The sequence below is a fragment of the Methanothrix soehngenii GP6 genome (assembly GCF_000204415.1).
Classification (GTDB): Archaea; Halobacteriota; Methanosarcinia; order Methanotrichales; family Methanotrichaceae; genus Methanothrix; species Methanothrix soehngenii.
The window spans coordinates 2312467-2322826 of record NC_015416.1; the positions used below are offsets into that span (position 1 = coordinate 2312467).

The following is a 10360-nucleotide window of genomic DNA, read 5'->3' on the forward strand; positions in this document are numbered from 1 at the left end:
GAATTCACAGCTCTGGAAAGAGAGATGCTGCTTATGGTCTCTTTTCAAGCCACCTTCATCTCCCTCTCCAGCCTGCGGACGGTATCCCGGAGCTGAATGGCCCTCTCGAACTCCAGACGCTCCGCCGCTGCCATCATCTCCGCCTCCAGCTCGATGATCGCATTTGGAATATCCGATTTTGGAATATGCCTGGTGTCGGTGATCTCCACCACCTTTTCCCGGATGGGTTTCTTGATGGTCTGAGGGATGATGCCGTGCTCTTGGTTGTATGCCATCTGCAGAGATCTGCGCCTCTCCGTGGTCTCCATCGCCTTCTTTATGGAGCCGGTCATCCGGTCCGCATAGAGGACCACCCGGGAGTTGGCGTTCCTTGAGGCCCGGCCGATGGTCTGGATCAGGCTCTTCTCATCCCGGAGGAATCCCTCTTTGTCTGCGTCTAAAATTCCTATGAACCCCACCTCGGGGATGTCCAGCCCCTCTCGGAGGAGGTTGATTCCCACCAGGACATCGAATTTGCCCAGCCTCAGCTCACGGATGATCTCCGTCCTCTCCAGAGGCTGAATCTCTGAATGCAGATAGCGGGCCCGAATATCATTCTGGCTCAGATAATCGGTCAACTCCTCTGCCAGCCGTTTGGTGAGGGTGGTAACCAGTGCTCGATCCCCTCTCGAGATCACTCCGGAGATCTCCGTCATCACATCCTTCACCTGCCCGTCGATGGGCCGGACCTCCACCTCCGGATCGAGAAGGCCGGTGGGGCGGATGATCTGCTCCACTGGAGATTTCGAATGCTCGAGCTCATAGTCTCCTGGGGTGGCGGAGACGAATATCACATTTCTCATGAACCGCTCAAACTCCTCAAAATCAAGCGGCCGGTTGTCATAGCTGCTGGGCAGCCGGAAGCCATAATCCACCAGGTTCTTCTTGCGGGATCGGTCGCCTCTGTTCATCGCCCTGAGCTGGGGGAGGGTCTGATGGCTCTCATCGATTATGAGCAGAAAGTCATCGGGAAAATAGTCGATCAAACAGTATGGAGGCTCTCCTGGCTGGCGGCGGTCAAAATGGCGGGAGTAGTTCTCAATTCCCTTGCAGCTTCCGGTCTCTTCTATCATCTCCATATCATGCATTGTTCTCTGCCGGAGCCGGTGGGCCTCGATCATCCCAAGCTCTTGAAGCCTCTCGTTCAGCTCCGCCTTTATGGAGTCGACCGCCGCTTTCAGCTCGTTCTCCGGTATGACATAATGCCTGGCCGGATAGACGAAGAAGTAGCTCATATCCTCGACTCTCTTGCCGGTGATCCTGTCGACCTCAGAGATCCTCTCTACTTTATTTCCAAAGAGCTCAATTCGAATGATGTTGTTGAAGTAGCCGGGGATGATATCGATGGTCTCGCCGTTGACCCGGAAGCGTCCCGGAGAGAGGTCCAGGTCTGAGCGCTCATAGAGGATGTCCACCAGCCTTTCCAGGATATCCTTTCTGGAGATCCTTTCATTCACCTTCAGCTCAAACCCCATGCTCTGGAAGTTCTCGGGATTGCCCAGGCCGTAGATGCATGAAACGGAGGCCACTACTATCACATCCCGGCGGGAGAGAAGCGAGGCGGTGGTGGCCAGCCTCATCTGCTCTATCTTGGGATTGATGAGAGAGTCCTTCTCTATGTACTGATCCTTTGAGGGGATATACGACTCCGGCTGATAGTAGTCATAATAAGAGATGAAATATTCAACCCGGTTATCCGGGAAGAACTCCTTGAACTCATTGTAAAGCTGCTCAGCCAGGGTCTTGTTGTGGACGATCACAAGGGTAGGCTTCTGAACCTGTGAAATGACATTGGCTACCGTATAGGTCTTGCCTGATCCCGTGACTCCGATAAGAGTCTGGAACCTCTCATTCCTTTGCAGGCCCAAAACAAGCTGATCTATGGCCTCCGGCTGGGAGCCGCAGGGAGCAAAGCTGGAGTGGAGGCGGAACTGCTGCTCAACCGGACGGTGCTGGGATAATGAATCTTCTGCCATGCTCATTGGCAGGCATAATCCTTGGTGCTAATAGCTTTTGCCCTGCACAATGGCTAAATAATCCGGAGACAGAGGTCAAGAGGGATGAAATCAGAAATCAAAGAAGAATTAAACCCGGAGAGTGTAAAAAGCGAGCCCCTCTCCGTCCAGGATCTGCATGAGCTCTATGATCCAATAAAAGATCAGATCGAGGAGAGACTGGCAGAGTTTCAGCGCATATGGGAGACGGCCAGCGACGAGGACCTCTTCCGTGAGATGGTGTTCTGCCTTCTCACCCCTCAGTCCAAGGCCAGAATATGCTGGAGGGCGGTGGAGAGGCTGGAGAGAAAGTGCCTTATCGCTTCTGGTGAGCCATGCCAGGTTCAAGAAGAGCTGGTGGGCGTGAGGTTCAACCAGCGGAAGGCGGAGTATGTATGTCTTGCCCGGTCAATGTTCAGCCATCGATCCCTTCGCACCACTCTGGCAGGATTTCCCAGTCATGCCGCTGCCCGGGAGTGGCTGGTGGCGAACGTCCTGGGCCTTGGCTATAAGGAGGCCAGCCATTTCTTGAGGAACATAGGCCTGGGGGAGGATCTGGCTATTCTCGACCGGCATATCCTCAAAAATCTAGCCCTGCTGGGAGTGATAGACAAAGTTCCCGAATCGCCCACCAAGAGGCGTTACATTGAGATCGAGAGGCAAATGACCGCCTTCTCTTCCCAGGCGGGAATTCCGATGGGCCAGCTTGATCTATTGCTCTGGTACAAGGAAGCGGGAGAGATATTCAAGTAATCAAATATCCCTGGACAGTCGCGAGAGCCTGTTTATTATCCATTTGGTCAGGAAACCGGTTAAAAAGCAGATGAACATTATGCTGAAGACCCCATCTCCGATACCGTCATTCAGCGCTATCAGTCCAGAGCTAGATATCAGATAGGCCATATAACCGAAGACCATGCTGATCAGGGGTATGGCCATATACCAGAGCCTCTTGTACCGGGTGGCCAGGCCGTAGCGGCGCAGGTCTTCTGCCACTCCGGTGAGGATCTGAGCTGATGCCCCCAGGCCGGCGAAGAACGAGGACCAGAGAGGGACATCGAGAATCTCCGCTTGAGGATGCTGATAGATCAGCATGCTGAAAAATAGGATGGCCAGTACGGCAAATACTATAGCATAAAGGCCGTAGAGCTGGAAGAAGTAGGAGATCGTTCTCAGGCTATGGAACCGGGAGCCTCTGATATTGATCTTGGCCTCGTTGACGGCACTTGTGAGCTCATAGTTCGCCCGATCGCAGTAGAGAAATGAGTCGGAGAGGTTCTCCTTGTTGAACTCCTTTAAGGCGAGGACATAGAAGTCATAGGCATCCTTTATGTCTATAGAGCTTCTGTGAGCGGCCTGAAGCGTGCGGTCGAGCCTCTTGAGGTCTATCTCCAGCTCAGAGCACGACTGCGGGATGGAGCATGATTTGGAGTTCACACTATAGTAACTCGCTAAATTAATATTTATAGTTTGCGCGGCGCAGGCCCTTTTCACATAATTTAAATAATTTTAAATGATTTGAATTTGTGATTGATAACAAATAGCTCGATTATACTCCGAATAAGCTCTTTAAGAAATTATTATTAAGTGTAATATATTTTTCATTAAATATGTTCGTTATTTCGAATGAAAGAGATTTTATTTAGAATATAAATTATATAAAACATTTAGAAGTATCACGTATTATTTTCAACCGACCGTAGCAAACCTCCTGGCATTTCTTATCTGCTGCATTATCTTTCTTTTGAATGAGACTTTGTTCCTTCGACCACCCGAGGGGGTGGCTATTCTCTCAGATATTGTGATCTGATGCAATTCATCGATCATGCTCTCTGCTATGAGGCAGCACTCATCCGTTCCCCGGCCAGATCCATCTCGCCCATCTTTATCCATTTTTGTCATAAGTATTAATTGAACATCTTGCTTAAAAAATTTTTCCTTGAATAGAAGCCGGAAGTGGATGCATAAAAGCAGTGCAGATCATCTCGCCTCCTTTTCTCTCATCATCTCCGGTCATGCTTAATACCACAAAGGACAACAGTATTCCATGCTTGAAGATCAGATCTTCTGCCCAGCCTGCGGCACGGATACCGACCATACCCTGATTAAATCCGGACAGGAGAACCTAGTTCGCTGCGATGACTGCGGAACTGTTCATCCGGTTGAGGTGAAACGGGTGCGTTTGGTCAACCTCAAGGTGATAGTCAATTGGGATGACCGCGCTCTGCCCCATTTTATAACCATCCGGGCAAATGAGTTGCTGAACGTCGGAGATGAGCTTTTGGTGGACGATCCAACAAAGGATGTGGTGATGACCCAGATCACTTCTCTGGAGACGGATCGCCGTGTCAGGAGCGCTCTTGCCGAGACTGTGAAGACCGTCTGGGCAAGGGCTACGGACGAGGTGCCGCTGAGGATAACCGTATTTCGAGGGGGCAAGAGCCATCCCCTTAAGATCACAGTTCCGGGAGATGAGCTTCTGGAGGTGGGCGAGAAAAGGAGGGTGGAGAACTTCCAGTTCATCATAGTCAAGATCAAGCTGCGTGGAGAGGGATTTGCCGACGCAGCTGAGGCCAAAAACATCGTTCGGGTTTGGGGACGGGAGATCTGATTGTCAGTTACCCGCCCCCTGAAGGAAGCGGGCTTGCCTCCTGGTTATATCGAGGCTTCAGAGGATACTGACTGATCCTCACTAGCCCTTGAGCTAGTAAATCTGTTTCGAATATTATAAGCGGCATTGAGGTCTGCATGAATCGAGAATCCACACTTAGGGCAATTGAAGGAATGTCGCTTCCTGGTCCCAGGAAGACCACACCTAGAGCAGTTCTTGGAAGTGTTCCTAGGATCGACTTTAGCAACTATGCCCTTTCCTTGGATCTTATAGCTGGTCATATTGAATATCATACCACGAGGCCAGACGGAGAACCGTCTGTCCCAAGCCTTAGATCCATGCTTGCCTTGACCGAAATTAAGATCCTCGAAGACAAGAACACAATTATCAGGAGCCCATTCGATCAATTCCTTAGAAGCGCAATTGCAGAAATCCTTAGTTCTACGAGATCGCTTAGCTCTCAGCCGTTTGAGGTCTCGAACAACACTTCGAGTATTCTTTCCCTCTGCCTTTCGTTGAGCAAGCTTTCTCTGAAGTCGCTTGATCGTCTTAGAAGTGCGCTTGTTCTTGATTTTCCGATCCAGGCCGCTTATAAAAAGCTCGTTACCATCTGCATCGACAGCCACAATAGCGTTAGTCTCGTTGAGATCGATTCCAACTGGGTGAATCCCCTCAACATCAGGAAATTCAATTGTATAGGCTACATAACCAATAATCTTGTCTCCAAGATTCTTGACTATGATGCTATCGATCTCAGTGGCATTACAGAATTCTTCCCTAAATGCATAAGGAACCGTGTACTTAATGTGTTTCCTGCCATCGATTGTAGAAATGCTCAGGAGACCATCTCTCATGAAACTGGCATCACGCCCCCTCTTTCCTACAAGAAAGAGGGCAAAAGGCCGATGCCAGTTGAAAGGATGATCCAAGTCGTGTCCGTTCTTTTTGGCAGAAGCATAAGCACCAGCAGTAAGCCTGATGCTTGTGCAGGTGAGCTGGCTAGATACGGTTCCTTTGATATTATCGTAGACTCTGCGATGCAGATCCAGAGCTTTAAGAGGTTTACCGGAGTTCCAGGCAGTCTTAGATATGCTATTGCATATCTGAGTAAAGCTATCGAGAGTCTTGATGAGAGATTCATCCGGCTCGATAACTATCTGCAAGGTTCTTTGAGCAAACATCAATTAGGAGATACCACATGAGAATAAATAATTTGCAGGTTAGTGGAGGTGACTAGGCACAATTCCTCCCCTCCCCTAAAGGAGAAGGGTCCCCTTGCGCCTACGATATGGAACCAGGCAAAAGGCTTCTTGACGGCATGCGAGGCAGGATAAATGAATCAGTCCTGAAAGCCATGGCCCGCGTTCCCAGAGATAGATTCGTTCCCGCGCAGCTTCGAGATAGGGCTTATGAGGACCTCCCCCTGCCCATAGGATTTGGCCAGACCATCTCCGCCCCACATATGGTGGCTATAATGTGCGACCTTCTTGATGTCAGGCCGGGAATGAAGATCCTGGAGGTGGGCGGTGGAAGCGGCTACCATGCGGCCGTGCTGGCAGCTCTTGCAGGTCCCGAGGGCCAGGTCTTCTCTGTGGAGAGGATGCCTGATCTCGCTCTTGCCGCCAGAAAAAATCTGCAGGCGGCAGGAATTGCAGGTGTCACCGTGGTTGAGGGCGACGGCAGCCTGGGCCTTCCAGAGCATGCTCCCTACGATAGAATCAGCGTTGCAGCATCAGCTCCCAGAGTTCCCGAACCCCTAAAAGAGCAGCTCCGGGTGGGAGGCAAGCTGATACTTCCGGTTGGAGAGACATCACAGGAGCTGGTCTTAGTCACCAGGAAGAACGGCTTTGCCGTGGAGGAAAAGATGGGAGTGATCTTCGTCCCCCTCATCGGCAAAGAGGGGTTTGGAGAACGGCAGATTTGATATATTCGGCTGAATGATCAATCTGACAAGATGAGGCCAATAGCGATAATAATCATGGACGGCTTCGGCATAAGCCCCACCCAGGAGGGAAATGCCATTGCTCATGCCCGCAAACCCAACCTGGAGCGATTGTGGAAGGAATATCCCACCACCACCCTCAAGGCATCCGGCCTGGCGGTGGGTCTGCCCCGAGGCCAGATGGGAAACTCCGAGGTGGGACACCTCAACCTGGGCGGGGGAAGGATCGTCTATCAGGACCTGACCAGGATCAGCCTGGCGGTGGAGAAGGGCACATTTGCCAGTAATCCCGTTCTGCATGAGGCCATGAATCTGGCCCGGAAGGGGGGCAGTAAGCTTCACCTGATCGGCCTTCTCTCCGACGGTGGGGTGCACAGCCACATCACTCACCTTTACGCCCTCCTGGAAATGGCAAGATCCATGGATCTCTCCCGGGTATTCGTGCATGCCATTTTAGATGGCCGGGATGTGCCTCCACGCAGCGCTCTTGGCTATTTCCGGGATCTGGAGGAGAAATTCTCTCAGACGGGCACCGGCAGCACGGCCACTGTGAGCGGCCGCTACTACACCATGGACAGGGACCGCCGCTGGGAGAGGGTAGAGAAGGCCTACCGCTGCCTGGTTTATGGCGAGGGTCTGCGGGCGGACAGCGCAGAAGAGGCGGTCAGAAAGGGATACGATCGGGGGGAGAACGACGAGTTCATCATGCCCACAGTGGTGGATGATAAGGGCATGGTGGATGATGGGGATAGCATCATATTCTTCAACTTCCGGCCGGACAGGGCCCGAGAGATAACCCGCGCTTTTGTGGATAAGGATTTTCAGGAGTTCGCCACCAAACCGATCCGGGTCCATTACACCTGCATGACCCAGTATGATGCCACCCTGAACGCACCGGTGGCCTATCCAGCGGAGAACCTCATTGATACCCTGGGAGAGGTGGTCAGCCGGGCAGGATTAAAGCAGCTGAGGATAGCTGAGACTGAGAAGTATGCCCATGTCACCTACTTTTTCAATGGGGGAAAGGAAGAGGTCAATCCGGGAGAGGATCGGGTGCTGATACCCTCGCCGAAAGTGGCAACCTACGACCTGCAGCCCCAGATGAGCGCTTATGAGGTCCGGGACGAGCTCCTTGCCCGTCTCGATTCCGGCCGGTATGATTTGGTCGTACTCAATTTCGCCAATCCGGATATGGTCGGCCATACCGGCATATTTGAGGCAGCGGTGAAGGCAGTGGAAGTGGTGGACGGCTGCGTGGGTGAGATCGTTAACCGGATACTGAGCCTGGGCGGAGCGGTCCTTCTGACCGCAGATCATGGCAATGCAGAGAAGATGCAGGATTCCGATACAGGCCAGCCCCATACTGCCCATACCACCAATCCGGTGCCCATCTCTTTGATCACCTCTGACCGGAAAAGCTACCGCTTGCGAGAGGACGGAATTTTGGCTGATGTGGCACCGACTGCATTGGAGCTAATGCATATTCCCCAGCCCGAGGCCATGACCGGAAGGACTCTCATAAATCTCAGAAGCATTTTATAGGTTGCTGAATTGGTAATTAGCTGTTTAGAGAAGGGATTAGAGATGCGAGAAGATTCAAAGCCCGAAGAGACCATTCTTCCAGATCGAGATTATCTTATGGATCTGCTCAAGAATATCATAAGTTTCAGGACGGTCGCCCCTCCAGGAGACTGCTATCAGGAGATAGTGGAGTGGCTGGAGCCCATATTCAGGGATATGGGATTTGAGACGACCAAAATGAAGATGCCCGCGGAGGTATTTGCCGCCAAATGCAGTGATAGCCGGCTGGTAGGAGACCGGTACAACCTCCAGGCCGATTTATCGGTTGGAGCGGAAAAGACCCTGGTGATATATGCCCACCTGGATGTGGTGCCGGCAGAGGGCGAATGGGACACCGATCCATTCTGTGCGGTGCAGAAGAACGGCCGGGTCTATGGCCGGGGGGTCTCAGACTGCAAGGGATCGGTCGCGGCCCTCGTCGCTGCTCTGAAGGCGCTTTTGTCCAAGAAAAAGCCCAAGTACAATCTGAGCATTCTCTTGACCACCGATGAGGAGGTTGGAGGCTACTCCGGCCTGTGCTATCTGACTGATCTGGGCCAGGTGAAAGGGGATCTGATGCTCTGCATGGATGGCTTTTCCGATGACGTGGGGATCGGGAGCAATGGCATCATAACCTGGGATGTAATGGTTAAAGGTCGGTCGGCCCACAGCGGATCGAGCTTCCTGGGGGTCAATGCGGTAGAAAGGTCGATTTTGGTCATGGAGAGGCTTATAGACCTGAAGAAGGTGGTACAAGCCAGACGGTCCCGCCTTCCCGCCAGCTCGCCGGTGAAATCGGTGGGAATAGAGAACCTCATGCCAATCCTCAATATCACCATGATCAATGGAGGGGTCAAAGAGAACATAGTGCCCGATAGGTGCGTTCTCCGGGGGGATCGCAGGGTGATACCGGAGGAGAGGATGGAAGAGGCGATGGAGGAGATCGAGAGGGCGCTGGAGCCATTGAGGTCAGAGGGTATCGACTTTGAGCTGAAGTTCTATCCCGGATATCCGCCCATGAGCGTTGACCCGGAGCATGCCTGGGTGAATGAGGTGAGGGAAGCAGTGGAGAGGAGGATGGGATTTATGCCCCAGCTCTCAGCAGCCCAGGGAAGCTTAGACCAGGCCTATGCCACAGAGAAGACGGGGATTCCCACCTGCGTCTACGGCGTGGGCCGGCAGCTGGAGAGCAATATCCATGCTCCAAATGAGAACGTGCGCATAGCTGATCTGGAAGGGTATACCAAATTCTTAATTGAGCTATTGCAGTAGTCTGATATGAAGGTCATAGCGGTTGTCGGGACCAAGAAGACGGGAAAGACCACCCTGGTGGAGGCGCTGGTAAGATCCCTGGCAAAGCACGGAAAGGTGGGGACAGTCAAGAACATGGTCGATCATCCCGTGGACCGGGGGGACACCAGAAGGCACTTCGATGCTGGGGCGGATGTGGTCATAGGTCTGGGCGAGGCGCGCCTTTTGGTAAGACGGGATCGGGGAGACCTGGAGTCTGCCCTGGCGGAGCTGGAGAGAGAGGGGATGGACTATGCGGTGGTGGAGGGCTTCAAGAACAGCTCTCTATTCAAGATCGTCATGGCGGATATAGAGGTGTCGAACATGGTGCGAAGGGTGAGGCTCCCTGAGGTGGACGAGGACCTGGTGGCGGAGCTCGCTGAGATGGTCCGGGGGATGGAGGACTACAAAACAGCGGGCTAGAGAATTGACCTCAGCGAAAAAAATTGTGGCTCCTCGCTGTTTGTTATGGGTGAACTTGAATCGCAAATTCTCTGTATCTTTTGTGCCTCAGTGATGAATCACGATGCACTGGCCCAACCACAGAGTCACAGAGGCTACATTCTCTGCCTGAACTCACCTGCATAATTCAGCGAAGAGCCGCCATTATTAGCATGCGGTGCTCATCATAGAAAACATTCCGGCTCCTTTCGCTTCCAGTGCCGGAGATGCAGCCTCTTGGACGCGCGTCCCTGACCAGGCCAGGTTTCATCGTCCTCGCATTCTCCGGGCAGAGCTTGATACAGGCGCAACAAGTGATGCATTTATTTGTATCGATCACCTCGCTGTGGTCCGGGCGATGGCACCTACAGGGCATGCCTCTGCACAGATCCCGCACTGGATACAGGCATCACTCACCTCGAGAATGAATGCTCTCCGATCCAGGCCCTTCCGACGACCTTGACGCATCCGTCCTTCGCCAGG

Annotated in this window: 12 protein-coding genes; 6 read left to right on the forward strand and 6 right to left on the reverse strand. The window is 52.6% G+C overall.

Going from position 1 to position 10360, the window contains the following annotated elements:
* Positions 1-44: 44 nt before the first annotated feature.
* A complete protein-coding gene (uvrB, locus tag MCON_RS11540) occupies positions 45-2021 on the reverse strand; it encodes an excinuclease ABC subunit UvrB (protein ID WP_013720142.1) in 1977 nt (658 codons plus the stop codon).
* A gap of 78 nt (positions 2022-2099) precedes the next feature.
* On the opposite strand from uvrB, the gene MCON_RS11545 reads away from it, so the two are divergent.
* Positions 2100-2786: an N-glycosylase/DNA lyase gene (locus tag MCON_RS11545; protein ID WP_013720143.1), complete on the forward strand. Its 687-nt coding sequence runs from the start codon at positions 2100-2102 to the stop codon at positions 2784-2786.
* Here the strand turns inward: MCON_RS11545 and MCON_RS11550 are convergent, their stop codons facing one another.
* Together MCON_RS11550 and MCON_RS11555 are read right to left on the reverse strand one after the other, a co-directional pair.
* On the reverse strand, positions 2787-3470 hold the full coding sequence (locus MCON_RS11550) for a hypothetical protein (RefSeq protein ID WP_013720144.1): 684 nt from the start codon (positions 3468-3470) through the stop codon (positions 2787-2789). It lies immediately after the preceding gene.
* A gap of 252 nt (positions 3471-3722) precedes the next feature.
* A complete protein-coding gene (locus tag MCON_RS11555; RefSeq protein WP_048132404.1) occupies positions 3723-3935 on the reverse strand; it encodes a hypothetical protein in 213 nt (70 codons plus the stop codon).
* Positions 3936-4080: 145 nt separating this feature from the next.
* On the opposite strand from MCON_RS11555, the gene MCON_RS11560 reads away from it, so the two are divergent.
* Positions 4081-4644, forward strand: a complete 564-nt coding sequence (locus tag MCON_RS11560; RefSeq protein ID WP_013720145.1) for an HVO_0476 family zinc finger protein — start codon at positions 4081-4083, stop codon at positions 4642-4644.
* Between the two features lie 44 nt (positions 4645-4688).
* Here the strand turns inward: MCON_RS11560 and MCON_RS17165 are convergent, their stop codons facing one another.
* Positions 4689-5825, reverse strand: a complete 1137-nt coding sequence (locus tag MCON_RS17165; RefSeq protein ID WP_048132406.1) for an RNA-guided endonuclease InsQ/TnpB family protein — start codon at positions 5823-5825, stop codon at positions 4689-4691.
* 107 nt (positions 5826-5932) lie between these two features.
* On the opposite strand from MCON_RS17165, the gene MCON_RS11570 reads away from it, so the two are divergent.
* The 4 genes from MCON_RS11570 to mobB are packed head-to-tail and all read left to right on the forward strand — an operon-like array spanning position 5933 to position 9859.
* Positions 5933-6568 (forward strand): protein-L-isoaspartate O-methyltransferase, encoded by a 636-nt coding sequence (locus MCON_RS11570; protein ID WP_013720147.1) that lies wholly within the window; start codon positions 5933-5935, stop codon positions 6566-6568.
* Positions 6569-6598: 30 nt separating this feature from the next.
* Positions 6599-8128: a 2,3-bisphosphoglycerate-independent phosphoglycerate mutase gene (gpmI, locus tag MCON_RS11575; protein ID WP_013720148.1), complete on the forward strand. Its 1530-nt coding sequence runs from the start codon at positions 6599-6601 to the stop codon at positions 8126-8128.
* Positions 8129-8170: 42 nt separating this feature from the next.
* Complete coding sequence (locus MCON_RS11580) at positions 8171-9418, forward strand: M20 family metallopeptidase (protein ID WP_013720149.1); 1248 nt, start codon at positions 8171-8173, stop codon at positions 9416-9418.
* A 6-nt stretch (positions 9419-9424) separates the two neighbouring features.
* Positions 9425-9859: a molybdopterin-guanine dinucleotide biosynthesis protein B gene (gene mobB, locus MCON_RS11585; protein WP_013720150.1), complete on the forward strand. Its 435-nt coding sequence runs from the start codon at positions 9425-9427 to the stop codon at positions 9857-9859.
* 166 nt (positions 9860-10025) lie between these two features.
* Here the strand turns inward: mobB and MCON_RS17170 are convergent, their stop codons facing one another.
* Together MCON_RS17170 and MCON_RS17175 are read right to left on the reverse strand one after the other, a co-directional pair.
* Positions 10026-10253: a 4Fe-4S binding protein gene (locus tag MCON_RS17170; RefSeq protein ID WP_342766296.1), complete on the reverse strand. Its 228-nt coding sequence runs from the start codon at positions 10251-10253 to the stop codon at positions 10026-10028.
* Complete coding sequence (locus MCON_RS17175) at positions 10214-10345, reverse strand: 4Fe-4S binding protein (protein ID WP_342766295.1); 132 nt, start codon at positions 10343-10345, stop codon at positions 10214-10216. The genes MCON_RS17170 and MCON_RS17175 overlap by 40 nt, the downstream gene beginning before the upstream one ends.
* Between the last annotated feature and the right edge of the window lie 15 nt (positions 10346-10360).

What these genes read in the sequence shown, in the direction of transcription:
- uvrB (WP_013720142.1), bottom strand. Translation starts at nt 2,021, where the DNA reads ATGAGCATGGCAGAAGATTCATTATCCCAGCACCGTCCGGTTGAGCAG.
- MCON_RS11545 (WP_013720143.1), top strand. Translation starts at nt 2,100, where the DNA reads ATGAAATCAGAAATCAAAGAAGAATTAAACCCGGAGAGTGTAAAAAGC.
- MCON_RS11555 (WP_048132404.1), bottom strand. Translation starts at nt 3,935, where the DNA reads ATGACAAAAATGGATAAAGATGGGCGAGATGGATCTGGCCGGGGAACG.
- MCON_RS11560 (WP_013720145.1), top strand. Translation starts at nt 4,081, where the DNA reads ATGCTTGAAGATCAGATCTTCTGCCCAGCCTGCGGCACGGATACCGAC.
- MCON_RS17165 (WP_048132406.1), bottom strand. Translation starts at nt 5,825, where the DNA reads ATGTTTGCTCAAAGAACCTTGCAGATAGTTATCGAGCCGGATGAATCT.
- MCON_RS11570 (WP_013720147.1), top strand. Translation starts at nt 5,933, where the DNA reads ATGGAACCAGGCAAAAGGCTTCTTGACGGCATGCGAGGCAGGATAAAT.
- gpmI (WP_013720148.1), top strand. Translation starts at nt 6,599, where the DNA reads ATGAGGCCAATAGCGATAATAATCATGGACGGCTTCGGCATAAGCCCC.
- MCON_RS11580 (WP_013720149.1), top strand. Translation starts at nt 8,171, where the DNA reads ATGCGAGAAGATTCAAAGCCCGAAGAGACCATTCTTCCAGATCGAGAT.
- mobB (WP_013720150.1), top strand. Translation starts at nt 9,425, where the DNA reads ATGAAGGTCATAGCGGTTGTCGGGACCAAGAAGACGGGAAAGACCACC.
- MCON_RS17170 (WP_342766296.1), bottom strand. Translation starts at nt 10,253, where the DNA reads ATGCCCTGTAGGTGCCATCGCCCGGACCACAGCGAGGTGATCGATACA.
- MCON_RS17175 (WP_342766295.1), bottom strand. Translation starts at nt 10,345, where the DNA reads ATGCGTCAAGGTCGTCGGAAGGGCCTGGATCGGAGAGCATTCATTCTC.